This is a genomic window from Comamonas sp. GW821-FHT11H03, from assembly GCF_058807955.1.
In genome coordinates, this window is sequence record NZ_JBXARF010000003.1 from 369,856 (window position 1) to 394,331 (window position 24,476).

Annotated in this window: 21 protein-coding genes and 2 riboswitches; of the genes, 14 read left to right on the forward strand and 7 right to left on the reverse strand. The window is 63.4% G+C overall.

The window, feature by feature from the left end:
• Position 1: 1 nt before the first annotated feature.
• The 5 genes from imuA to AC1RTQ_RS10010 form a co-directional block, all read right to left on the reverse strand.
• Entirely contained in the window at positions 2 to 874 is an 873-nt protein-coding gene (imuA, locus tag AC1RTQ_RS09990) for a translesion DNA synthesis-associated protein ImuA (RefSeq protein WP_492875362.1), read from the reverse strand.
• A gap of 334 nt (positions 875 to 1,208) precedes the next feature.
• Positions 1,209 to 2,561 (reverse strand): HD-GYP domain-containing protein, encoded by a 1,353-nt coding sequence (locus tag AC1RTQ_RS09995; protein ID WP_302090938.1) that lies wholly within the window; start codon positions 2,559 to 2,561, stop codon positions 1,209 to 1,211.
• A gap of 195 nt (positions 2,562 to 2,756) precedes the next feature.
• Positions 2,757 to 3,395: a 3-oxoacid CoA-transferase subunit B gene (locus AC1RTQ_RS10000; RefSeq protein ID WP_492875364.1), complete on the reverse strand. Its 639-nt coding sequence runs from the start codon at positions 3,393 to 3,395 to the stop codon at positions 2,757 to 2,759.
• 30 nt (positions 3,396 to 3,425) lie between these two features.
• Positions 3,426 to 3,902 (reverse strand): DUF3806 domain-containing protein, encoded by a 477-nt coding sequence (locus AC1RTQ_RS10005; protein WP_304349157.1) that lies wholly within the window; start codon positions 3,900 to 3,902, stop codon positions 3,426 to 3,428.
• A gap of 3 nt (positions 3,903 to 3,905) precedes the next feature.
• Positions 3,906 to 4,604, reverse strand: coding sequence for a CoA transferase subunit A (locus tag AC1RTQ_RS10010; RefSeq protein ID WP_302090941.1), 699 nt, complete (start codon positions 4,602 to 4,604; stop codon positions 3,906 to 3,908).
• A gap of 74 nt (positions 4,605 to 4,678) precedes the next feature.
• Between AC1RTQ_RS10010 and AC1RTQ_RS10015 the strand changes: the two genes are divergently transcribed.
• Together AC1RTQ_RS10015 and katG are read left to right on the forward strand one after the other, a co-directional pair.
• Positions 4,679 to 5,221 (forward strand): PAS and helix-turn-helix domain-containing protein, encoded by a 543-nt coding sequence (locus AC1RTQ_RS10015; protein WP_302090942.1) that lies wholly within the window; start codon positions 4,679 to 4,681, stop codon positions 5,219 to 5,221.
• A 343-nt stretch (positions 5,222 to 5,564) separates the two neighbouring features.
• Complete coding sequence (gene katG / locus AC1RTQ_RS10020; RefSeq protein WP_492875367.1) at positions 5,565 to 7,766, forward strand: catalase/peroxidase HPI; 2,202 nt, start codon at positions 5,565 to 5,567, stop codon at positions 7,764 to 7,766.
• 107 nt (positions 7,767 to 7,873) lie between these two features.
• Here katG and AC1RTQ_RS10025 read toward each other — a convergent pair whose 3' ends face one another.
• A complete protein-coding gene (locus tag AC1RTQ_RS10025) occupies positions 7,874 to 8,122 on the reverse strand; it encodes a hypothetical protein (protein ID WP_492875369.1) in 249 nt (82 codons plus the stop codon).
• A gap of 155 nt (positions 8,123 to 8,277) precedes the next feature.
• Between AC1RTQ_RS10025 and AC1RTQ_RS10030 the strand changes: the two genes are divergently transcribed.
• The 5 genes from AC1RTQ_RS10030 (at position 8,278) to AC1RTQ_RS10050 (ending at position 14,189) form a co-directional block, all read left to right on the forward strand.
• Entirely contained in the window at positions 8,278 to 8,748 is a 471-nt protein-coding gene (locus AC1RTQ_RS10030; protein ID WP_302090945.1) for a CopD family protein, read from the forward strand.
• A gap of 220 nt (positions 8,749 to 8,968) precedes the next feature.
• Complete coding sequence (locus tag AC1RTQ_RS10035) at positions 8,969 to 9,544, forward strand: MarR family winged helix-turn-helix transcriptional regulator (RefSeq protein ID WP_409812461.1); 576 nt, start codon at positions 8,969 to 8,971, stop codon at positions 9,542 to 9,544.
• Positions 9,545 to 9,604: 60 nt separating this feature from the next.
• Positions 9,605 to 11,089 (forward strand): efflux transporter outer membrane subunit, encoded by a 1,485-nt coding sequence (locus AC1RTQ_RS10040; RefSeq protein ID WP_304349155.1) that lies wholly within the window; start codon positions 9,605 to 9,607, stop codon positions 11,087 to 11,089.
• 151 nt (positions 11,090 to 11,240) lie between these two features.
• Positions 11,241 to 12,545, forward strand: a complete 1,305-nt coding sequence (locus tag AC1RTQ_RS10045; RefSeq protein WP_302090948.1) for an HlyD family secretion protein — start codon at positions 11,241 to 11,243, stop codon at positions 12,543 to 12,545.
• 15 nt (positions 12,546 to 12,560) lie between these two features.
• Complete coding sequence (locus tag AC1RTQ_RS10050; protein WP_492875372.1) at positions 12,561 to 14,189, forward strand: DHA2 family efflux MFS transporter permease subunit; 1,629 nt, start codon at positions 12,561 to 12,563, stop codon at positions 14,187 to 14,189.
• Between the two features lie 69 nt (positions 14,190 to 14,258).
• Here AC1RTQ_RS10050 and AC1RTQ_RS10055 read toward each other — a convergent pair whose 3' ends face one another.
• Positions 14,259 to 14,588, reverse strand: a complete 330-nt coding sequence (locus AC1RTQ_RS10055) for a hypothetical protein (RefSeq protein ID WP_304349152.1) — start codon at positions 14,586 to 14,588, stop codon at positions 14,259 to 14,261.
• 150 nt (positions 14,589 to 14,738) lie between these two features.
• Between AC1RTQ_RS10055 and AC1RTQ_RS10060 the strand changes: the two genes are divergently transcribed.
• The 7 genes from AC1RTQ_RS10060 (at position 14,739) to AC1RTQ_RS10090 (ending at position 24,471) form a co-directional block, all read left to right on the forward strand.
• Positions 14,739 to 15,821 (forward strand): MBL fold metallo-hydrolase, encoded by a 1,083-nt coding sequence (locus AC1RTQ_RS10060; RefSeq protein ID WP_492875374.1) that lies wholly within the window; start codon positions 14,739 to 14,741, stop codon positions 15,819 to 15,821.
• A 13-nt stretch (positions 15,822 to 15,834) separates the two neighbouring features.
• On the forward strand, positions 15,835 to 16,410 hold the full coding sequence (locus AC1RTQ_RS10065; protein WP_492875376.1) for an energy transducer TonB: 576 nt from the start codon (positions 15,835 to 15,837) through the stop codon (positions 16,408 to 16,410).
• 88 nt (positions 16,411 to 16,498) lie between these two features.
• Positions 16,499 to 16,609: riboswitch (glycine riboswitch) on the forward strand.
• Positions 16,610 to 16,628: 19 nt separating this feature from the next.
• A riboswitch (glycine riboswitch) is annotated at positions 16,629 to 16,754 on the forward strand.
• Positions 16,755 to 16,818: 64 nt separating this feature from the next.
• Complete coding sequence (gene gcvT / locus AC1RTQ_RS10070) at positions 16,819 to 17,955, forward strand: glycine cleavage system aminomethyltransferase GcvT (RefSeq protein WP_492875378.1); 1,137 nt, start codon at positions 16,819 to 16,821, stop codon at positions 17,953 to 17,955.
• A 124-nt stretch (positions 17,956 to 18,079) separates the two neighbouring features.
• Positions 18,080 to 18,454, forward strand: coding sequence for a glycine cleavage system protein GcvH (gene gcvH, locus AC1RTQ_RS10075; protein ID WP_302090954.1), 375 nt, complete (start codon positions 18,080 to 18,082; stop codon positions 18,452 to 18,454).
• A 47-nt stretch (positions 18,455 to 18,501) separates the two neighbouring features.
• Positions 18,502 to 19,053 (forward strand): MolR family transcriptional regulator, encoded by a 552-nt coding sequence (locus AC1RTQ_RS10080; RefSeq protein ID WP_492875380.1) that lies wholly within the window; start codon positions 18,502 to 18,504, stop codon positions 19,051 to 19,053.
• 90 nt (positions 19,054 to 19,143) lie between these two features.
• Positions 19,144 to 22,047: an aminomethyl-transferring glycine dehydrogenase gene (gcvP, locus tag AC1RTQ_RS10085; protein WP_492875382.1), complete on the forward strand. Its 2,904-nt coding sequence runs from the start codon at positions 19,144 to 19,146 to the stop codon at positions 22,045 to 22,047.
• A 243-nt stretch (positions 22,048 to 22,290) separates the two neighbouring features.
• A complete protein-coding gene (locus tag AC1RTQ_RS10090) occupies positions 22,291 to 24,471 on the forward strand; it encodes a PAS domain-containing hybrid sensor histidine kinase/response regulator (RefSeq protein WP_492875384.1) in 2,181 nt (726 codons plus the stop codon).
• Positions 24,472 to 24,476: the final 5 nt, after the last annotated feature.

Consider the following 24,476-nt stretch of genomic DNA (forward strand, 5'->3'; position numbering starts at 1 on the left):
CTCATGCCTCCGTCATCCAATGCGAGGCCGTTGCAGGAGCGGCGGCTGTCATACGCCCTTGCATGAGCATGGCAGCCTCTTCGCTCTGGCGCGCATGTCTTTGGGCCTGTGCCTGCAGCACGGGCTGCCAGGCCCACTGCGAAAGCGGGAGCTGTATAGGGCGCTCCAGCAAAGGCCCACGACGCTTCAGTATCTGTATCTGCAAACCCGGCGCCTGCTGGGCAGCGGAGTCTGCCGTGGCTCTCCCCAGTCTCAACCGCAATGCGGCGGGAGAGCTCAGCGGCTCGGCCTGCAACTCCTGCCATAGCCACAGAGGCCGACTCTGCGAAGCGGCAGCCAGCTGCAAGCGGCGCAGCGTGGACGCGGGAAGCTCGGGCAACCAGGCCAGCACCGCCAACACATCCCGGCAATGCAGTGCCTGCTCGCAGGCCCAAGCCAAATCCTGGGCACTGCGCCCCGGCTGCACCGCGCACAGCCGCTTCGCGTCAATACCGGCGGCCTGCAAGGCCGGGGCGAAAGGCAGATAGGGTGGAGCCACCAGCACCAGCTGCCCCATTCGCGCATCCCCGCGTGAAGCCGCATGCTGCCGCACTCTTGCGGCCAGCGCGGGCAACAGCAAGGCCCACTCCGCATGACAGTGCGCGGGTTGCTGCAGCTGAATCAAGGCATTGCCGGGCCAGCCACCACCGGGCAGCTCGCAGTCCAGCGCTGCATGACCACTGGGCCAGACATTGCGGCATGCATCCTGCTGCCAGTCCGTGCCGCGCCAGACACCGGGAATCTGTATGGCGGACAAATGCGGGCTACCCGCAGAGTGCAGATCCTGCCGCACGCCCTGCTCTGCACCTGCCTGCTGCCGGACGGACGCCGTCATGCCTGGCTGTGAGCCAGGGCGGGCCAAGGATGTCAAGGACTGGGTATGCATGCGAGAACTCTTTGATACTGTACAAATATACAGTTATCCGAATTCCTGCGCAAAACAAAGCCCTAAGACTGGTAGCAGATGCGGCCGGCCCTTGTTGATCGTGCCTCGCGCGCTATCAACAATACTTTTTCAGAATGCCGCCAGCAGACACGGCAAAGCACGCCGCACTGCGGCGCGATGCGCAAAATCTTGAAGAAATACCCGTGTAGCGCCCGTCAATCAAGCGCCTGCAGCTATCAAACCTGAGGACATACGTCCCGGGCGAAGCTCGTGGTCAATGCCGTCAACTCAACGACTGCGTGTCGACATTCATGGCCGAGCTGCGGCCCGCCTGCGGCATCAGCTGAGCGCAGGCCTCGCACCATTCGGCCACGGCGACTTCCAGCGTGGAGCCACCCTGCCCCAGCGTGGGCCAGCGGCGCAGGCAGTCGTTCATGATGGCCTGCAGCTGCCACAAGGCCTCGCGGTTGACCAGGGCCAGCTCGCTCATGCCCAGCGCGTCATCCTTGAAGAATCTCAACACATCCAGTTGCTGGCTGGGGTGGGAGCCTGCCTCGGCCAGCTGCTTTTGCAGTTGGGCAAGATTGCTCTCCACGGCCACCGCCGCCTGTGCGTCGGGCATTTGCTGCCATTGCTCGGGAAAATCGAGCCTGAGTTCGCTCCATTTGCGCAGCGCAGCCTCCAGGGCCGCAATGCTGTGAGAGAACTCGGCCTGCAGCGGCGCCAGCGGCTTGCCGGGACTGATTTCGTCGTAGAGCAGCGGCAAAATCAGGTGCACCAGATCGGCCGGATAGCTCTTGTGGTTCATGCGCAGCATGAGCGACAGGCGCTGACCCGGCATGTCCGTGAATTTCTCGAAGAAGGCCGAGACCACCTCGGCCAGCAGCAGCACCTGCCCCATGGGCGAAATGGCGTTGCCCTTGATGCCGCGCGGATAGCCGGCCCCATCCATGCGCTCATGGTGCTCGAGCACGGCGATTTCCACGGCGCGCGAATACAGTTCGGTGCTGCGCACCACCAGCATGGCGGTGACGGAATGCGCGACCAGATGCTTGCGTTCCTCGCCGCTCAAGCGATGGTCCGGATCGGTCCAGACCGGGTCCATATAGAGCATGCCCACATCGTGCAGCAGCGCGGCCGTGGCCAACGGCACGCATTCGCGCTCGGTCCAGCCGTTCTTGAGCGCCAGAAAGATCGCCACCAGCGTCATCTGCAGGCTGTGCTGGTAGAGGTCGGAGCGCTGCTCGCGCATGACGGTGAGCTTGAAGGCAATGGCCTGGGGCAGCAGCAAGCTCTTGAGCGGCGCCAGCAGACGCTCGATATCGCCGATGGACGCCACCATGCGGTGCAGCAGATCGACCTGCTCGCATTGCTGGCGCGCCAGAGCGACCAGGGATGCAACGTCGACCAGATCGCCCGTGACCAGGTTGGCATCGATCGGGTCACGCAGCTTGTGCATGACCAGACGGTCATAGAGTCGACTGTCAACACGTGTGCCTTTGTCCACCAGCTTCATGCCCTTATCGGTATAGATTGCATCGCCTGTCATGACCTCCGTATGCTCGGCCATATCGGTGACTGCGCGCAAAAAATGTATATCGGTCTCGTGCCCCTGCGCACCAGCGTTCTCACTCATCAAAGCGCTCTTTTTCTGTCTGCTCAATCAATCTCGATTGTTGCAGATTGCAATAATTTGTGGGCCACAATTAAAGCAAAAACAGCTTACATCGCTTGTCCTATCAACCCCGGCAGCTATTAATTCTGCTGATTCCGCAAAAAAGGCATAAAAAAGAACCGCCGCAGCGGTTCTTGCCCGTGAGCGCAGTGCCACTTATTTCAGCAGCGTCACACCCGTCTTGGACTGGATCTCGTCAAAGCTCACGCCATGTGCCAGCTCCACCAGCTTCAGGCCTTCGGGCGTCACGTCCATCACGCCCAGATCGGTGATGATGCGATCCACCACGCCCAGACCCGTCAGCGGCAGGGTGCAACTGGGCAGAATCTTCAGGTCGGTCGTGCCGTCCTTTTTCTTGGCCACATGTTCCATGAGCACGATGACGCGCTTGACGCCCGCTACCAGGTCCATGGCCCCGCCCATGCCCTTGACCATCTTGCCGGGAATCATCCAGTTGGCCAGATCGCCTTTTTCGGACACCTGCATGGCACCCAGAATGGACAGATTGATCTTGCCGCCGCGAATCATGGCAAACGACTGGTCGGAGCCAAAAATGGCCGAGCCGGGAAGCGTGGTCACGGTCTGCTTGCCGGCGTTGATCAGGTCGGCGTCGACCTGGTCTTCGGTCGGGAAGGGGCCGATGCCCAGCATGCCGTTCTCGGACTGCAGCCACACTTCCTTGTCACCCGTGTGGTTGGCCACCAGCGTGGGAATGCCGATACCGAGGTTGACGTAGAAGCCGTCTTCGAGTTCTTGGGCCGCGCGCGCGGCCATCTGGTCTTGGGTCCAGGGCATAAGAGCCTCCTGAATAAATCGTGATTGACGTTATTGGTAATCGCCGGAATCGATCATGGGCTGCAGGTGCGAAATCACACCATCGAGCAAGTGCAGCAGATCGACGCTCTGGCCGTCTTCGAGCCGTTTGAGGACCATGTCGCGAGCCCCCACCTGGATGCTGGTTTCGCGGTAGCGCACAACGGGGTCGGCTCCCCAGTCGTCGCTCACCATATGCCAGTCCATGTCGTCCATTTCGCAGCTCAGCGCGTCCCCCAGCACCACGCCCAATCCTCGGGCCAGCAGCAGGTTGTCGGCCGATACCAGGCCGCGATCGAGCAACTGCTGCAACTGCGCCAGGCCCGAGCGGTCCATGCTCCAGTCGCTCAGCCCCAGTTCACGGGCCGCGACCTGGCACACCAGCAAGCGCTCGCGGTCCAGTTGCTCCCGCTCTTGCGCAGCCAACGCACGAAAGACCGGTACGTCGGCCTGGGCGGCAGCCTCGGGCGAATGGGACGTATCTGCCATGTTTCAGGCTTCGCGCACGGTGCGCTTTTCGATGCGCTTTTCGGGGTTGGCGTTATGCACGATGCGGTGCACATAGATGCCGGGCAGATGGATGTCGTCGGGGGCGATCTCGCCCACTTCCACCAGTTCCTCGACTTCCACCACGCAGACCTTGCCGCAGGTGGCTGCCGCAGGGTTGAAGTTGCGCGCCGTCAGGCGGAACTGCAGATTGCCGCTCTTGTCCGCGCGCCAGGCCTTGACCAGGGACACATCGGCCACGATGGCGTGCTCCATCACATAGGTCTCGCCGTCGAATTCGCGCAACTCCTTGCCCTCGGCCACCAGCGTGCCCACACCGGTCTTGGTGAAGAAGGCGGGAATGCCGGCGCCGCCGGCGCGCATCTTCTCGGCCAGAGTGCCCTGAGGCGTGAACTCCAGCTCCAGCTCACCGGCCAGGTACTGGCGCTCGAACTCCTTGTTCTCGCCCACATAGCTGGAGATCATCTTCTTGACCTGGCGGGTGTCCAGCAGCTTGCCCAGACCAAAGCCGTCCACGCCGGCGTTGTTGGATGCCACCGTGAGGTTCTTGACGCCGCTGGCGCAAACCGCATCGATCAGGGCCTCGGGAATGCCGCACAGGCCGAAGCCGCCAACGGCCAGCAATTGCCCGTCGGCCACCACGCCCTGCAGCGCCGCTTCTGCGGATGGGTAGAGCTTTTTCACACATGTCTCCTTGAAATTGGATGCGCTACGATACTACGTACTTGAGTAAGTAGTTTTTCGTAAAGAGCAGTACCATGGTTGTGGATTACCGGCTGGCGTTCGACGCCGCCCCCGTAGGTCTCGTCATCTCGCGCAACCGCATCATGATTGACTGTAATCGGCAATTGTGTGAAATGTTCCACGCCTCGCGCGAAGTACTCATAGGACAGACGTTCCAGGTGCTGTACCCCAGCGTTGACGAATACGAGCGCCTGGGCGCACGCATTGCCCCGATTCTCAACATCACAGGCATCTATTCCGACAATCGCATCATGAAGCGCGCCAATGGCGAGGTGTTCTGGTGCCATGTCAGCGGCCGCACGCTGGACCGCGACGATCCGCATGCCTCGGGCATCTGGAGCTTTGAAGACCTCTCGGCCCAGCGCCCCGTCAAGGCCGAGCTGACAGGCCGCGAACGCGAAGTGGCCGCGCGCCTGCTCGAAGGCATGACCAGCAAGGAAATCGGCAAGGCGCTGGCCATCAGCCACCGCACCGTGGAAATCTACCGCGCCCGGCTGATGCGCAAATACGGCGCCTCCACCGCAGCCGATCTGGTGCACAAGCTGGTCGCCGGCTGAGCCGCTGCCACAGCTGAGGCCAGGTAGGTCAACGACCTGATTTGATGGCTCATGCTTGTGCAAACAGGCTGCCTCGCATACGCTTTAAAAGTCACAGTCTCAGTCACTTTGCGAAGTATCTGAACCCGACATTGCGTCGGCTCAAGACTCGCCCCCTAATTCTTCCTATGGCGCTGCTTAGTAATTTCAATAGCACAACACGCCCTTCATGCCAGCCGCGCACCGATAATTCACCTCAGCCAATCGCTAATAGCTATTGAGTTTAATTGATTGATATTAATCATTGATTGATATCTGTTTCCTGCACCTACCGACCTGTCGGATCGTTGAAACGGAGAGCCCCATGACTACTGAATCCAAGTGCCCCTTCCACCAAGGACAGAACAGCGAAACCGCCGCCGCAGGCAACGCCACCAGCAACAAGGACTGGTGGCCCAATCAGCTGCGCGTGGATTTGCTGAGCCAGCACTCCGCCAAAAGCAACCCCTTGGGTGAAGACTTCAACTACGCCCAGGCTTTCCAGAAGCTGGACTATGAAGCCGTCAAGCGCGACCTGCGCGCCCTGATGACCGACTCGCAGGACTGGTGGCCTGCCGACTTCGGCCACTACGGCCCCCAGTTCATCCGCATGGCCTGGCACGCTGCCGGCACCTATCGCATTCAGGACGGTCGAGGCGGCGCGGGCCGCGCCCAGCAGCGCTTTGCCCCGCTCAACAGCTGGCCTGACAACGTCAACATCGACAAGTCGCGCCGCCTGCTGTGGCCGATCAAGCAGAAATACGGCAGCCAGATTTCCTGGGGTGACCTGATGATTCTGTGCGGCAACGTCGCACTGGAAACCATGGGATTCCGCACCTTCGGCTTCGGTGGCGGGCGCGTGGACACCTGGGAACCCGATCAGGATGTGTACTGGGGTGCAGAGAAGGAATGGCTGGCCCCCACCCAGAACCCGAACAGCCGCTACAGCGGCGAGCGCGACCTCGAGAACCCGCTGGCCGCCGTGCAGATGGGGCTGATCTATGTCAACCCCGAAGGCCCGGACGGCAATGGCGACCCTCTCTCGGCCGCGCATGACATCCGCGACACCTTTGCCCGAATGGCCATGGATGACGAGGAAACCGTGGCGCTGATCGCTGGCGGCCACACCTTCGGCAAGACCCATGGTGCGGGCCCCGCCAGCCATGTGGGCGCCGAGCCCGAAGCCGCCGGCCTGGAAGCCCAGGGCCTGGGCTGGGCCAGCAGCTTTAAGTCCGGCAAGGCTGGCGATGCCATCACCTCCGGCCTTGAAGTGACCTGGACCCAGACCCCGGCACAGTGGAGCAATTTCTTCTTCGAGAACCTGTTCAAGTACGAATGGGTCCAGGAAAAAAGCCCTGCCGGCGCCATTCAGTGGGTGGCCAAGGACGCGGGCGATGTCATCCCCGACGCGCATGGCGGCCCCCACAAAAAGCCCACCATGCTGACCACCGACCTGTCGCTGCGCATGGACCCTGCCTACGAGAAGATCTCGCGCCGCTTCCTTGAAAACCCACAGGCTTTCGCCGAAGCCTTTGCCCGCGCCTGGTTCAAGCTGACCCACCGCGACATGGGCCCGCGTGCACGCTATCTGGGTCCCGAAGTACCCAAGGAAGAGCTGATCTGGCAAGACCCCATCCCCGCCGTCAAGCATGAGCTGGTCAACGATGCCGATGCGGCCGCCCTCAAGGCCAGGCTGCTGGCATCGGGCCTGTCGGTGCAGGAGCTGGTGGCCACGGCCTGGGCATCGGCCTCCACCTTCCGCGGCTCGGACAAGCGCGGCGGCGCCAACGGCTCCCGCATCCGCCTGGCTCCGCAAAAGGACTGGGCCGCCAACAACCCTGCGCAACTGGCCAAGGTACTGGGCAAGCTCGAGGAAATCCAGCGCGAGTTCAACAAGGCGGCCGAGGGCGACAAGCGCATCTCGCTGGCCGACCTGATCGTGCTGGCCGGCAGCGCGGGCGTGGAAAAAGCGGCCGCAGACGCTGGTGTGAAGATCAACGTGCCCTTCACCCCCGGCCGAGGCGACGCCAGCGACGAGCAGACCGATGCCGAATCCTTCGCGCCGCTGGAGCCCAAGGCCGACGGCTTCCGCAACCATCTGCAAGGGCGCTTCCCGGCGCCCGCAGAAGCCCTGCTGATCGACAAGGCCCAGTTGCTCACTCTCACGGCCCCCGAGATGACCGTGCTGATCGGCGGCCTGCGTGCCATCAACATCAACACTGCCGGCAACCACGGCGTGCTGACCCAGACTCCGGGCAAGCTGACGAACGATTTCTTCGTCAACCTGCTGGACATGGGCACACAGTGGCAGCCCCTGGAGGATGGCAACTACGAAGGCGTGGACCGCAAGAGCGGTGCCAGGAAGTGGACCGGCACCCGCGTGGACCTGGTCTTCGGCTCCAACGCCGTTCTGCGCGCAGTGGCCGAGGTCTATGCCGAAAAGGGCAACGAGCAGAAGTTCTACCAGGACTTCGTCGCTGCCTGGGTCAAGGTCATGGAACTGGACCGCTTCGACCTGAAGAAGTAATGGGGCGCGCCGGGGTGAAAGCCCCGGTTGCAGGAAAATCCCAAAAAAAGAGAGCTGCCAGCGCTTGTCAAGCATGCGCTGGCAGCTCTTTTTTCAGGAGCGACACATCACATCTCCAGCTCGACCGCCTCCTGCGACAGATCCCAGCCCAGCACAAAGACTTCGTACTGGTTCTGTCCGCTGTCGTCACCCCAGACCTCGGGGCCGAACTCGCTCATATTGCCATTCAGACTCAGTCCTTCGCGCAGCACACTGGAATCGGTCTGCTCGGCCAGCACAAAGCGGCCGTTGCCGGTGCGCAAGGCGACCCGACCGGAAGACTGCTTGAAGGCGACGACGGTGGCTTGTTCTGACATAGGGACTCCTGCGCTATGGCTGACTGTTGTTGGTTGCAGCCAAGTCTAATCAGGCCTGGGCAACGCGATAGCCCTGCTATTTCGGCCTGTGTGTTCCACCCGTAGGACGATCTCCGTTAGGCTTGCGATATCTCCCCAATCAAGCCCCACAAGCCATGCTTTTCATTCTGTTCAAACTTCTGCACCTTCTGGCCATCATCATCTGGGTGGGCGGCATGTTCTTTGCGCATTTCTTTCTGCGCCCTGCCGTCCAGGGCCTGCAGCCGCCCGAGCGCGTGACGCTGATGCATGGCGTGCTGCAGCGGTTTTTTGCCTGGGTCATGGTGCTGGTGGTGGTCGTGCTGGCCACCGGCATCGGGATGATAGGCAGCATTCACGCCATGGCCGCCCAGGCCGGTGGTCAGTTCAACATGCCGGTCAACTGGATTGTGATGAGCATTCTGGGCCTGGTGATGATGGCCGTGTTCGGCCATATCCGCTTTGCACTGTTCAAGCGCCTGGATGCGGCCGTGCAGCTCAAGGACTGGCCCGCCGGCGGCAAGGCGCTGCAGAGCATCCGCAAATGGGTTTCCTTCAATCTGGCCCTGGGCCTGGTGATCGTGGTCGTGCTGCGCGTGCCGCTCTGAGCCTGCGCCAGCCTTGTGCAAGCCCGGTCTTCATGGCCGGGCTTTTTTTATGCGTCCGACAAGGCTCTGGCACATACCAACAATGCGCAAACTGCTTTTATTTTCATAGCAATAAAAGCCGAGACTGCGCAGGCAGGCGCGGCTCCATTCAAAACTTTGCTGACATTTTTTTGCAGCTGCACAATAATTGCCAACTCAATCATTGACCAAGCAAATATTGGTGGCGCCATTGCAAAACCAGACCGACCCCATCATCGACCCGCAGGACGAGTCCAGCTTCTTCTACCAGGCAGGGGTCTACGCGCCAGACAAGAGCATCGGCTTTCTCATGCGGCGTGTACTGAGCTCCATCCTGCAGCTGGCCGACGCCCAGCTGGCCGAGCAAGGACTGACCTATGTGCAGTGGCTGCCGCTGTACAAGCTGCTGATCTGCTCCGACACCAATAGCAGCACGCTGGCCAAGGATCTGGGCATGGACCCGGCTTCGGTGACACGCGCGCTGGACCGCATCGAGGCCAAGGGGCTGCTGCGTCGCGAGCGCTCCACCACCGACCGGCGCGTGGTGCATCTGGTGCTCACCGAGGAGGGGCGCAGCGTCGCCACCCAGGTGCCCAAGGTGCTGACCAAGGTGCTCAACGGCCATCTGCGCGGCTTCAGCCACAGCGAATGCACGCTGATGCTGTCCATGCTGCAGCGCATGCTGGTCAACGGCGATGCGCTGCGCGAGGCCCTGACCCAGGAGCCAGGCAAGCCCCCCATCCAAACGAACGAGGCAGGCCGCGACCCCAAGCACTAGGCTGGCCTGCTGCCTACTTTTTCACCGCCCTATTTCAATAAAAACCACTGGCACTTTTCCATGACCTCTAGACCTTCACGCAAACCCGCCACCGAGTGCGCCCCCGGCCGTTCGCTGCTGGCAACCGCAGCACTGGCCGCCGTGCTCGCGCTGGCAGGCTGTGCCTCGCAAGGGCCGGCGCACCAGCCGCTGGCACGACTGGGCTCGGCCGATGTCGGCCTGAACGACTCCGCCAGCCTCAGCGCGGCGGACGCCACGGCACTGGCCTCCTCCCAATGGTGGACAGGTCTGGGCGATGCCCAGCTCAATCAGCTCATCGATCAGGCCCTGGCCGGCAGCCCCAGTCTGGCCGCCAGCAACGCCCGCTTTGAAAAAGCCGCGGCCCTGGCCACGGCCAGCAGCACGGCCAGCGATGTGCGCGGAACGCTGAGCGCCGACGCCACACGCCAGCGCTACACGGCCAACGGCATGATTCCCGCCCCCATTGCGGGCAATATCTTCAACAGCGCCAATCTGCAGGCCGGCCTGTCCTGGTCGCCCGATCTCTTCGGCAAGCATGCCGCAGACCTGCAGGCCGCACTGGGCCAGGCGCGTGCTGCCAAGGCCGACAGCGCCGCCGCCGCCAACCAGCTGGCCGCACAGGTGGCGCGAAGCTATATCGCCCTGGCCCGGCTGATTGCCCAGAAGGAAGTGGCACAGCGCACGCTGGGTCAGCGCCAGTCACTGCTGAGCCTGAGCGAGCAGCGCACCCGAGCGGGCCTGGACAGCCAGGTGGAGCTGACCCAGGCCCAGGCCGGCATGCCCGATGCCCAAACCCAGATCGAAATGCTCGGCGAGCAGATCACGCTGGCGCGCCGCACGATTGCCGTGCTCTGCGCCCAGGCGCCCGATGCGCAAAATGCGCTCTCGCCCAGGCTGTCGGTGCTGCGCATCCAGCCCGTGCCCCAGGCACTGGGCGCGGATCTGCTGGGCCGCCGCCCCGATGTGGTGGCCGCGCGCTGGCGCGTGGAAGCGGCCACGCAAGGCATTGATTCCGCCAAGGCCGACTTCTACCCCGATGTGAACCTGACAGCCTTCGTGGGCCTGAACGCGCTGGGCCTGGACAATCTGCTGCAGGGCAGCTCGCGCCAGATGGGCATCACGCCTGCGCTGCGCCTGCCGATCTTCGACGGCAAGCGCCTGCGCGCCCAGTTGCGCGGCAAACAGGCCGATCTCGACACCGCCATCGCCCAGTACAACGGCGCCGTGCTCGATGCCGTCAAGCAGGCGGGCGACGCCATTGCCTCCGTGCAGTCGCTGCAGCGCCAGCAGCAGCTGCAAACCGAGTCGCTTTCCAAGGCCGAGCGTGCCTATGACTTTGCCGTGCAGCGCTATCAGGCCGGCCTGGGCAGCCAGATCACCGTGCTCAACACCGAAACCCAGCTCATCAACCAGCGCCGTCTGGCCGTGGACCTGCAGGCGCGCGAGCTGGACACCCGAGTGGCCCTGGCCGCAGCCCTGGGCGGTGGCTGGAGCGACGACACCCCGGCTGTTGCCCTGCAATAAACACCGCACTCAACAAAATCAATAGCTGCTAGCGCTTTCCTACCAACGAATTCAAGGCTAAAACACCTTAAATTCCTTTATTGACAGGCGTCAGTAGCTCCTCTTTTTAAATAGCGCAAAACCGCTTCACAGATAACAAAGCGCCAACATCATGACCGACACCAAGCCTACTCAGAACGCTCCCCAAGCTCCTGCGGCAGCTACACCCAGCGCCAACCCTGCGGGCCGCCGCAAGGGCCTGACCATCGTGGCGGCCGCCGTCGCCGTGGCCGCCATCGCCTGGGGCGGCTGGCACTGGATGGTGGCCCGCAACTACCAGACCACGGACAACGCCTATGTGGCCGGCAACGTAGTGCAGATCACACCCCAGGTCGGCGGCACCGTGATCAGCATCGGCGCCGACGATACCGACTATGTCAGGGCCGGCCAGTTGCTGGTGCAGCTGGACCCTGCTGACTATCTGGTGCAACTGGCCCAGGCCGAGTCGCAACTGGCCCAGACCGCGCGCCAGACCCGCACCCTGTACGCCAACAACGCCCCGCTGGCCGCCCAGGTGGCCCAGCGCGAAGCCGATCTGCTGCGCCTCAAGGCCGATGCCGCCAAAGCCAACGACGATGTGGCGCGCCGCCGCCCGCTCACGGCCACCGGCGCCGTGGGCAAGGAAGAGTTTGACCATGCCAAGGCCCTGGCCACGGCCGCCAGCAACGCTGTGGCGGCCGCCGAAGCCGCCGTGCGCGCTGCCAAGGCCCAGTTGACGGCCGCCGAAGCCCAGACCAAGGGAGCGACGGCCGAGGACTTCCCGGCCGTCATGGCTGCCGCAGCCAAAGTGCGCGAGGCCTATCTGGCCCTGCAGCGCACACGCCTGATCGCGCCCGTGGACGGTTTTGTGGCCAAGCGCGGCGTGCAACTGGGCCAGCGCGTGGCCGCTGGCTCGCCACTGCTGACCGTGGTCGATCTGCACAAGCTCTGGGTGGATGCCAACTTCAAGGAAAGCCAGCTGGCCGATCTGCGCATGGGCCAGAAGGTGGAGCTGAACGCCGATGTCTACGGCGACAAGACCAGCTATGAAGGCAAGGTCGTGGGCCTGGGCGCCGGCACGGGTGCGGCGTTTGCGCTGCTGCCTGCGCAAAACGCCACCGGCAACTGGATCAAGGTGGTGCAGCGCGTTCCCGTGCGCATCAGCCTGGAGCCCGAAGCGCTCAAGCAGCACCCGCTGCGCGTGGGCCTGTCCATGAACGTGAAGGTCGATATCCGCGACAAGGACGGCCAGGCCCTGGCCAGCACGCCGCGCACCGAGCCCGTGGCCCAGACCACCGTCTATGACGGCAGCCTGGCCCAGGCCGAGCAGCGCATCCAGCACATCATCGCGGGCGACAAGCTGCCTGCGCTGACCCAGCTGTCCGATCTGCCCGCCCCGGCCGCGCCCACCCAGCCCGCTGCCCAGCCTGTGCAATAAGACGCGGAATCAGCCATGACTTCCACGACCTCTGCCAATCCTGCGCCAGGCGGACCTGCGCCAGGCGATTCACCGCCAGCCCCGGCGGCCCGCCCCATGCCGCCTGCCATCGCCCCGCTCAAGGGCGCGCAGCTCGCCCTGGGCACGCTGGCGCTATCGCTGGCCACCTTCATGAACGTGCTGGACTCCTCCATCGCCAACGTGGCCATTCCGGCCATCTCCGGCGATGTAGGCGTCAGCCCCAGCCAGGGCACCTGGGTCATCACCAGCTTTGGTGTGGCCAATGCCATCTCCGTGCCGCTGACGGGCTGGCTCACCCAGCGCTTCGGCGCCGTGCGCCTGTTCACCATGAGCGTGCTGCTGTTCGTGCTGACCTCCTGGCTCTGCGGCTTCGCCTCCTCGCTGGAGATGCTGGTGCTGTTCCGTGTGCTGCAAGGCGCCGTGGCCGGCCCCATGATTCCGCTGTCGCAGACCCTGCTGCTGTCCAGCTATCCGCCCGCCAAGGCCGGTGTGGCGCTATCGCTGTGGGGCGTGACCACGCTGGTCGCGCCCGTGGTGGGGCCACTGCTGGGCGGCTGGATCACGGACAATATTTCCTGGCCCTGGATCTTCTACATCAATGTGCCCGTGGGCCTGCTCTCGGCCCTCATGACATGGAGCATCTACCGCAACCGCGAAACGCCCACGCGCAAACTGCCTATCGACACCGTGGGCCTGTCTCTGCTCGTGCTCTGGGTGGCGGCGCTGCAGCTGATGCTGGACAAGGGCAAGGAGCTGGACTGGTTTGCCTCCAATGAAATCATCGCCTTTGCGGTGATTGCCGTGGTGGCCTTTGCCGTCTTCGTGGTCTGGGAGTTGACCGACGCCCATCCCGTCGTCGATCTGCGCCTGTTCAAGCGGCGCAACTTCGCGGCTGGCTCGATCGCGCTGTCCATCGCCTATGGCCTGTTCTTCGGCAATGTGGTGCTGCTGCCGCTGTGGCTGCAGCAATGGATGGGCTACACCTCCACCTCGGCCGGCCTGGCCCTGGCGCCGGTGGGCCTGCTGGCCATCCTGCTCACGCCCATGGTGGGCCGCAAGGTCGGCGTCTGGGACCCGCGCAAGATGGCAACCATTGCCTTCATCGTGTTTGCCATGGTGCTGTGGATGCGCTCGCAGTTCACCGTGGAGACCGACTTCGCCCACATCCTGATTCCCACGCTGATTCAGGGCGGTGCCATGGCTTTTTTCTTCATTCCGCTGACCACCATCACGCTGAGCGGGCTGACGCCAGACCGCATTCCTGCCGCCGCAGGCCTGTCCAACTTCGTGCGGATCACGGCGGGCGCCATGGGCACCTCGATTGCCACCACGCTCTGGGAAAGCCGGGCTTCCATGCACCACGCCCATCTGACCGAGCTGCTGGTGCAGGGCCAGGGCACGTTTGCGAGCACGGTGAAAAATCTGCAGGCAGCAGGCATGAGCGCCGAGCAGGCCTATGCCCAGATCAACCGGCTGATCGATCAGCAGGCCTTCACGCGGGCCGCCGACGACATCTTTCTGGCATCGTCCTTTCTTTTCCTGAGCCTGATCGTGCTGATCTGGTTCACCAAGCGCCCGGCCTCTCCCGCAGGAGCCGCCGACGCGGCCGCCGGCGCACACTGATTGACGTCAGACCAAATTGGCTGAAAACGCTTGACTCACAAGCGTTTTCAGCTATTTTTTTGATAGCTCCTAAACGCTGTCAGCCTGCTTGTCCAGGCGCCGCAAAAACACCTGCAACTCCTTGACGACCTGGGCATCGCCCTTGGCCTGGGCGCAGCTCAGCCCTTGCTGCCAGGCGGCTCGCGCCGCCTGCGCATCGCCCAGCGCCAGCTCTACCTTGCCCAGTTGCTTCCAGGCGACGGAGTATTCGGCATCCAGTGCCGTGGCCTTGCTCAGATGCTCGCGCGCCACGGCCATCTGCTCATCGTCGGCATAGGCCTTGCCCAGGGTATAGCGCAGCAGCGCACCGTCCTTGCCGGCCGCCAGCATGCTCTCCAGATTGTGAACCATGGGATTCATGTGCATTTGCTCCTCAGGCAGCGAGTGTCGCATTCGCCCCATCGGATCAGGGCAATGGCCGCCCCGGCGATACGGCCTCTCGCAAGCCGGCTCTTGCAGCGCGGCAAACCGTCCCAAACTGCGGCAATTGTCTTACTAAGGCGTCCGATCTTGTTTCGCAAACCAAGCCTCAACACCCCCATCGCCGACTACGAGGACTCGCCTCAATACACGGGCGGGCGCTTTCGCAACACGCATCCACGTCCGGCCGACGGCCCCAAGCCCGATGCAGGGACGCTATGGAAGTTCTTCTTCAACAAGCCGGCCGATTCCGAGCCGGGCAAGGCGCTGCCCGTGCTGCCGCTGAGCACGGCCGAGCTGAGCCTCGCGCCCGAGCGCAGCCTGTATCGCCTGGGCCATTCGACCTTGCTGATGAAGTTGCGCGGCGGCTGGTGGCTGACGGACCCCGTATTTTCCGAGCGTGCCTCGCCGCTATCGTTTGCCGGCCCCAAGCGCTTTCATGCCCCGCCGATTACCCTGAACGAGTTGCCAGCCTTGCGCGGCGTGCTGCTGTCGCATGACCACTACGACCACCTGGACCGCGCCACCATTCGCGTGCTCGCGCCCAAGGTGGGAGTTTTCCTGTGCCCCCTGGGAGTGGGTGACAGACTGGCAGCCTGGGGCGTGCCGGCCGACAAGATCGTGCAGCACGACTGGTGGCAGGGCAGCGAGGTCGACGGCCTGCGCTTCACGGCCACGCCCGCCCAGCATTTCTCGGGACGCAGCCTGCGCGACGGCAACCGCACCCTATGGGCTTCCTGGACCATAGAAGAGCTCCAGGCCGACAGGCCGCTGCGCGTCTTCTTCAGCGGCGATGGCGGCTACTTCGACGGTTTTGCCGAAATCGGCAGGCGCTTCGGCCCCTTCGATGTCACATTGATGGAGACCGGCGCCTACGACGCCCACTGGCCCTATGTCCATATGCATCCGGCCCAGACCGTGCAGGCCCACCGGGATCTCGGCGGCCAATGGCTGCTGCCCATACACAACGGCACTTTCAACCTCGCCATGCATGCCTGGTGGGACCCGTTCGAGCAGATTCTGAAACTGGGCAGACAGCACGGTATCGAGGTCGCCACGCCCATGATGGGCGAGCGCCTGGACCTGGGCGCTCCGCATGCGGGCTCGGCCTGGTGGCGCGCCTGCGCCGAGGCCGACAACAAGGAGCTGGACCTGCGCCCGGTGCAACCCTGAACGCGCTGCCGACATGGCCGACAATGCGGTCATGGACTCTACGCGCACCCCACACCTTGTCGCCGCTTCTTTGCTCAGCTTGCTGCTCGGTGCCTGCTCCAGCCTTCCTGATGACAGCCAGCCCAAGCCGCTTGCGAGCGCCGACACACCGCAGACGGTTTCCCCAAAGCCAGAGCTGACACCTGCCCCGGCGGCATCTCCAAAGCGTCCACAGAGCACGGAGTGGCCTGCCTGGATCCATGCAGATTGCACGCCCCCCGCCCAGCTCGATCAGCAACCCCGGCCACGCCGCCACACCACGCCTTTCATCAGCGCCCACTGGTTTCCAAACGGGCTGGAAACCACGGTGGTCTTTCGCCTGGAGGTCACGGCTCAGGGTCAACTCGGCCGTGTGGCCTATCAGCCCGCCGATACCGATCCCCGCATCGTGAAGTCCATCATGCGCTCGCTCGAACGCTGGAAGTTCAAGCCCGGCATGCGCCAGGGCCAGCCCGTGACAGCCTGCTTCGAGCAGCCCTACCAACTGGTGTTTCCGCGCCAAGCGGTCGACGCCCCTCGCACGCCCACCATGAACACGGACCCGCAGTGAGAGCGCAAGCTCAGTGACGACGATCTGTGCTCGAAAACCCCAAAATCCACTCATTGCGGTGGTGCAGGCACCCTGCCCACCGCTAGAATTGCCAACGTCAGGAGAGAGTGCCTGCAGCTTGAAGCTGCCTCGCACCGCCGAAGGCGCAGACCCCCTACCCGGTGTCAAAACGCTCAGGCAAAAGGACTGACAAGCGCTGCAAGGTGTGCAAACCTGCAGCGTCCCTTGCTGGAGAGAGATGCAGGCCGTCATTTCGTATGTGCGCCGACATCCACCGAAGGAGCAAACCGCCCGCGAAAGCAAAGGCGGTGAATCTCTCAGGTAAAGCGGACAGCAGGGCAAGCCCGCCAAGCATGGCCCAGTCATGCATGGCCACTCATTGGGTTTTGACCACCGGAGCGCTTGCCTGTGACTGCTGCCGCCACCTCTTCCGATCTGCGTTCCACGCCGCTGCTTGCCCTGCACCAGCAACTGGGCGCCCGCATGGTGCCGTTTGCCGGCTACTCAATGCCCGTGCAATACCCTCAAGGCCTGATGGCCGAGCATCTGCACACGCGCAGGGCCGCCGGCCTGTTCGATGTCTCGCACATGGGCCAGTTGCTGTTGCGCGGCCCCGATGCCGCTGCCGCCCTCGAATCGCTGATGCCCGTCGATGTCATGGACCTGGGCCTGCACAAGCAGCGCTACGGGCTGCTGCTCAATGAACAAGGCGGAATTCTCGACGACCTGATGTTCGTCAATCGCGGCGATGATCTGTTCCTCATCGTCAACGGTGCCTGCAAAGAGGCCGATATCGTTCATATCCAGAGCAGCATCGGCAGCCGCTGCGAGGTCGTCCCACTGCCCGACCGCGCCCTGCTGGCCCTGCAAGGCCCGCAAGCCGCTGCGGCACTCTCGCGCCTGATTCCCGGTGTTGCGCAACTGGTCTTCATGACCGGCAATCACTTCGACTGGCAGGGCCATGCGCTCTACATCACGCGCAGCGGCTATACGGGCGAGGACGGTTTTGAAATCTCCCTGCCCGGCGAAGCAGCCGAAGCCTTTGCCCAAGCTCTGCTGGCACAGCCCGAGGTGGCCCCCATCGGCCTGGGCGCGCGCAACTCGCTGCGCCTTGAAGCCGGACTTTGCCTGTACGGCAACGACATAGACACCAGCACCACCCCGGTGGAAGCCGCGCTGAACTGGGCCATGCAGAAGGTGCGCCGCACCGGCGGCGAGCGCGAGGGCGGTTTTCCCGGCGCGGCCATCGTGCTGGAGCAATTGCAGAACCCGCAATCGCTGCGCCGCAAGCGCGTGGGCTTGATCGCGCTGGAGCGCATTCCCGTGCGCGAGCCCGCCGTGCTGGAAAACATGGACGGACAGCATATCGGCCACATCACCAGCGGCCTGCTCAGCCCCACGCTCAACCAGCCTGTGGCGCTGGCCTATGTCGAGCCCGACTATGCCGCCATCGGTACGGAATTCTTCGCCATGGTGCGCGGCAAGCCCGTCCCCATGAAGGTGGTCGCCACGCCCTTCGTTCCCACCCGCTACTACCGCGGCTAGGTCTCTACAGCCGTGCATGAGACGGGCCAGTTTGCCAAACAGCGGCCAGAACACCGCTAAAGTGCGAGCTGGACCTTTCTCAAACAACACCCGATTCCCCTGAATCCCCCATCTGGAGCTTTCCATGAGCATCAAGTATTCCAAAGAACACGAGTGGATCAACGCCGCTGACACCAATGCCGCCATCGTCGGCATCACCGTACACGCACAGGATGCGCTGGGCGATGTGGTGTTTGTGGACCTGCCTGCCGTGGGATCCTCCTTCAAGGCCGGCGATGTGGCTGGCGTGGTCGAATCCGTCAAGGCTGCTGCCGATGTCTACATGCCCGTGACCGGCGAGATCGTCGAAGTCAACGAAGCCCTGCGCGATGACCCGTCGCTGGCCAACAGCGACCCGCTGGCCGCAGGCTGGTTCTTCAAGGTCAAGATGAGCAATGTGGGCGAGCTCGAGGCTCTGATGGAAGAGACCGCCTACAACGATTTCGCCAAGGACCACTAAGCATATCAACGGCCCTCGCATTGCGAAGGCCGTTTTTGCATGCAGCCATGAGCACCATTCTGTATTTCGATGATCCGGACGTCGGTCTCGCCCGCGAGACCAGCCACCCGGCCTTTGCGCGCATCGCGGCCCAGGACTTCTATTACGACTGCGGTGACGACTTCAGCCCCTTCGGCAACGATGACGGCAGCGACACACTGGCCGCACTTGAAGAGTGGTATCAGGAGCAGACGGACGGCAAGCACGCCAAGACCCTGCGCTTTTTGCGTCAGCAACTGAGCGACTGGGATCTGCCCGTGCCCCAGGACATGCTGGCTCATGACGAAGCGGCCAAGGCCCAATGGCTGGCCAGCGACGACATGAACCAGAGCTATCTGCGCTCGGTCTGTCGCGCCCATGTGGCCACCGCCTTTGGTCAGCTCAAGATCACAGGCGGCATCGATGCCGATCTGCACCAGCAGGCCCTGCTTGCCCTGGCCTGCCAGCAATGGCTGAACACCGTGGCACGCAGCAAATATCCCGATTGGGAATATGCCGACCAGGAAAGCGAACGCCTGGCCCTGATGAACACCGCGCTGGAACAAGCCAGCGCTGCTTGAAGCACCGGCTGCATGCCTTCAGGCATACGGCATTCACGCATGCCTGGCATGCCAACCGTCAGTCACAGTATTTGAGAATAGGTCCCTCCCATGCTGATGTCGCCTCCCGCCCCCGTCGCTTCGCTGGAAGCGCTGGAAAACAGCCAAGAATTCATCCCCCGTCATATAGGCCCGGACGCCGATGAGCAGCAAAAAATGCTGGCTGCCATCGGCAAGCCCTCGCTGGACGCCTTGATTCGCGATGTGATGCCCGACTCCATCGCCCGCGCCAGGCCCATGGATCTTCCGCCGCCGATTACCGAAGCCGCTGCGCTGGCCGAACTCAAGGCCATCGCCAGCAAGAACCAGGTGCTGAAGAGCTTTATCGGCCAGGGCTACTACGGCACGCACACGCCGGGCGTCATCCTGCGCAACATCCTCGAAAACCCCGCCTGGTACACGGCCTACACCCCCTATCAGGCCGAGATCTCACAAGGGCGCATGGAGGCACTGGTCAACTTCCAGACCATGGTGACCGACCTGACCGGCATGCCGATTGCCAATGCCTCCATGCTGGACGAGGCCACGGCAGCCGCCGAGGCCATGACGCTGGCCAGACGCTCTGTCAAATCCAGCAGCCATCGCATCGTGCTGGCCGGCGATCTGCACCCGCAAACGATTGAAGTCATCGAGACACGCGCCCGGCCGATCGGCATCGAAGTGGTAATCGCCAACAGCCAGCAGGAGTGGGAAGCTGCGCTGGCGGGCGACCTGTTTGCAGCCGTCATCCAGTACCCGGCCTCCAGCGGCTGGATCGTGGACTGGAAGGCCGATGTGCAAGCCATTCACGCCAAGCAGGCGGCCGCCATCGTGGCCACCGACCTGCTGGCCCTGACCCTGCTGACGCCGCCCGGCGAATGGGATGCCGATATTGTCGTGGGCAACAGCCAGCGCTTTGGCATGCCCATGGGCGCAGGCGGCCCGCACGCGGCCTTCATGGCCTGCCGCGACGAATACAAGCGCAGCCTGCCCGGGCGCCTGGTGGGTGTCAGCGTCGATGCGCATGGCAAGCCCGCCTACCGCCTCGCTCTGCAGACGCGCGAACAGCATATCCGCCGCGAAAAGGCGACGTCCAATATCTGCACGGCCCAGGTCCTGCCGGCCGTGATCGCCAGCATGTATGCCGTCTACCACGGCCCCCAGGGACTGAAGCGCATTGCCCAGCGGGTAGCGCGCCTGACGGCCATCCTGAGCCGTGGCCTGGCCCGGCTGGGCTTCAGCGCCCATCACCACGACACAGCCTTCGACACACTGTGCCTGCATACCCGGGATGCGACCGATGCCCTGGCGGCTCGTGCCGTGTCCCGAGGTGTCAATCTGCGCAAGGCATGGGATGAATATCTGTGCATCAGCCTGGACGAAACCACGACCCGGGCCGATGTCGAGCTGCTCTGGAGCATCTTTGCCCAGGAGGGTCAGGCTCTGCCCACCATCGAGGCCATGGACGAAGGCCCGACCTCGCTGATCCCCGAATCCCTGCAGCGCAGCACGGCCTATCTGAGCCACCCGGTCTTCAACACCCATCACTCCGAAACCGCCATGCTGCGCTATATACGCAGCCTCAGCGACAAGGACCTGGCCCTGGACCGCAGCATGATCCCGCTGGGCAGTTGCACCATGAAGCTCAATGCCACCAGCGAGATGATTCCCATCACCTGGCCAGAGTTCGCCGATATTCACCCGTTTGCTCCCGCCAGCCAGCTGCAAGGCTATGCCGAGCTGGACCAGCAACTGCGCGCCTGGCTGTGTCAGGCCACGGGCTACGCGGGCATCAGCCTGCAGCCCAATGCAGGCAGCCAGGGTGAGTACGCAGGTCTGCTGGCCATCAAGGCCTTCCATCAATCACGCGGCGAGGCGCACCGCAATATCTGCCTGATTCCCAGCAGCGCCCACGGCACCAACCCGGCCAGCGCGCAAATGGTGGGCCTGCAGGTCGTGGTCACCCGATGCGATGACAACGGCAACGTGGACATGGCGGATCTGAAGCTGGCCTGCGAGAAGCACAGCGCCAATCTGGCCTGCATCATGATCACCTACCCCAGCACGCACGGCGTGTTCGAGACCCAGGTGAAGGAGCTGTGCCAGCTGGTGCACAGCCACGGCGGCCGCGTCTATGTGGACGGCGCCAATATGAACGCCCTGGTAGGTCTTGCCGCGCCCGGCGAGTTCGGCGGCGATGTCAGCCATCTGAACTTGCACAAGACCTTCTGCATTCCTCACGGCGGCGGCGGCCCCGGCGTCGGTCCCGTGTGCGTGGTCGAAGATCTGGTGCCCTTTCTGCCAGGGCATGCCACCGCAGGCGACATCCGCCAGGTGGGCGCTGTCAGCGCAGCGCCTCTGGGCAATGCCGCCGTTTTGCCGATCAGCTGGATGTATATCCGCATGATGGGCGAGCCGGGCCTGAAATTGGCGACCGAAACCGCCATCCTCAGCGCCAACTACATCAGCGCGCGCCTCAAGGACCACTTCCCCACGCTGTACGCGGGCGAGTATGGTCACGTGGCCCATGAATGCATTGTGGACCTGCGCCACTTCAAGGAAAGCTGCGGCGTGATGGCCGAGGACGTGGCCAAGCGCCTGATCGACTACGGCTTCCATGCACCCACACTGTCCTTTCCGGTGCCCAACACGCTGATGGTGGAGCCGACCGAGAGTGAAAGCCTGTACGAGCTGGACCGCTTCATCGAAGCCATGATCGCCATCCGCGCCGAGATTGCCGAAGTGGAGGCCGGCAGACTGCCCCGGGATGACAACCCGCTCAAGAACGCCCCCCATACGGCGGAGTCCTTGCTGGCCGCCGACTGGCAACATGGTTACAGCCGCGAAACCGCCGCCTATCCCGTGCCGGCCCTGCGCCGCGCCAAGTATTGGAGTCCCGTGGGCCGCGTGGATAACGTCTATGGTGACCGCAATCTGTTTTGCAGCTGCGTGCCCATGGACGCCTACGAAGGCTGATCGCCAAAGCCTCCACCCCAAGCCAGTGCGCTCTGTCGCACTGGCTTTTCTATGCCCAATCAATGCCGAACACCTGCCAACCCATCGCTGTTCGCCGGCTGTGAGCACATTCACAACATCAATGCAATCTGCGTTGCTGCCGCCAAACCGCGCATCGTGCTGCCTGAATACCGGTTGACTGTCCGCCTTTTTCAAGGGCAAGGCAGGGAGCGGCTTACACTGCCGAGGTCTTTTGCATGTCTCATGAGCTCCTCTGAACCCACTCCCCCACCCTTGCTGCCTGTCATTGATGGCGGCCTGCCTCTGCATGCCCTGCTGGCCCCCGGTGCTGTCCCGCTGGGCCTGAACGCCAACACCCAGCCATTGGTGCCGGAGGATGAAGACCCGCTGCAGGCCCTGGTGGCGGAGTTGCGCAACTACCAGCACGAGCTGGAGCTGCAAAACGAAGTGCTCAATTACAGCCAGGCCGTCGCCGAAAGCGCTTCGGAGCGGTTTGAAACGCTGTTTGCCAGCATTCCGCTGCCGCTGCTGGTGGTGGATGAATTCGATATGGTGGTCCAGGCCAATGCCATGGCTCACCGCGCATTTCAGCCCACCGAAAAAGACCGGTTGCTGATCAACTTCAAGCCCTTTGTGCATGCCAACGACGCAAAGCGCGTGACTACGGCCTTCGAGCAGGCCAAAGCGCTGGGACGCGCCGAGGTACACGAGGTTCTGTTCCAGATCACCGAAGAATTCGAGCTCTGCGGCGACCTGCATGTGGCCGGCGTGGTCGTGCCCCAGCAAAACGGTCCGGCCACCTGGCAGTATCTGTGTGCCGTTGTCAATCAAGGCCCGCTGCTTGCCGAGCGCAAGGCGCTGCAAGAGCGCAACCAGCAGCTTTATGCCAGCGAGAGACGGCTGGAGTCGGTCATCAACTCCGCGCTGGACGCCATCATCTGCGTCGATCAGCACCAGCGCATCACCGTCTTCAACCCCACCGCAGCAGCCCTTTTTCTGTGCTCGACTCAGGATGCCCTGGGCAGCCCGCTGGAGCGCTTTTTACCCGATGCCGCTCGGGCACTGGCTTTTTCCTCGCTGACCACACAGGCCGTACTGGGCGAGATGACGGGCCTGACCCTGTCGGGGCGTGAGATCCCCATGGAAATCAGCGTCTCCTTCGAGCACCACAGCAGCGGCGACACCACCACCATCTTTGCGCGCGACCTGACCAGCCGCAATCGCGCCGAAGCCCAGCGCAATGTGCTGGAGACCCAGCTGCGCGAATCCCACAAGATGCAGGCCGTGGGCACCATGGCCGGCGGGATTGCCCACGACTTCAACAACATCGTGGGCGCAATCCTGGGTAACGTGGAGCTGGCCAAGGCCGATAGCTGCGGCAACCCGGCTGCCATGGAAAGCCTGCGCGAGATCGAAAAAGCCGGTCGCCGCGCCCGAGATCTGGTGCGCCAGATTCTGACCTTCAGCCGCAATGACCTGCCTGAACGGCGTCCGGTTCAGGTGCAGGAAGTCATGTCCGACACGGCTCGCCTGCTGCGCGTGACTCTGCCTCCCTCCATAGAGCTTCAGGTGCAGGAGTCCAGCGACCTGCCGCCGCTGCTGGCCGACCCCACTCAGGTGGAACAGGCACTGTTCAATCTCTGCAACAACGCCATGCAGGCCATTGGCAGTCAGCGCGGCGTCATCCAGATGCGTGCCATGCGCATTGCTCCCGACAGCTACCAATGCGAGCGCCTGGGTCTGGCCGTGGCCGAATACCTGGTCTTTATGGTGCAGGACTCGGGCCCCGGCATGGACGTCGTGACTCAGAGGCGCATCTTCGAGCCTTTTTTCACCACCAAACCGGTCGGCCAGGGCACAGGTCTGGGTCTCTCGGTCGTACATGGCGTGATGCGCACCCATGGCGGCGCTGTCGATGTGCACAGCGAACTGGGTCAGGGCAGCTGCTTTACGCTGTACTTTCCTCTCAGCGACCCGACTTCCAGCCACTGTGCGCTGCCGCCCATGCGCATGGACAAGCCCGAAGCCCCACCGCCCGAGCTGGTCCTGGCCACGCGCGCCAGCCATGTCATGTATGTGGACGACGATCAGGCTCTGGTCTTTCTGTTTCAGCGCCTGCTGCGCCGGCGCGGCTATGAAGTCTCGGGCTTTACCGATCCTCATGAGGCCATGGCTGCTCTGCATGAGGAGCCACAGCGTTTTGACCTCATAGTCACCGACTACAACATGCCCGGCTTCAGCGGTCTGGACCTGCTCAGACAGGCTCTGCAGATCAGCCCTCAACTGCCCGTGGCACTTGCCTCCGGCTATGTGACGGCAGAAATCGAGCAGGCCGCGATTGCAGCCGGAGCCAGAGCCTTGATCCACAAGCCCAACGATGTGCAGGAGTTCTGCGCCACGGTGCATGAACTGCTCAACCCCTGAAACCA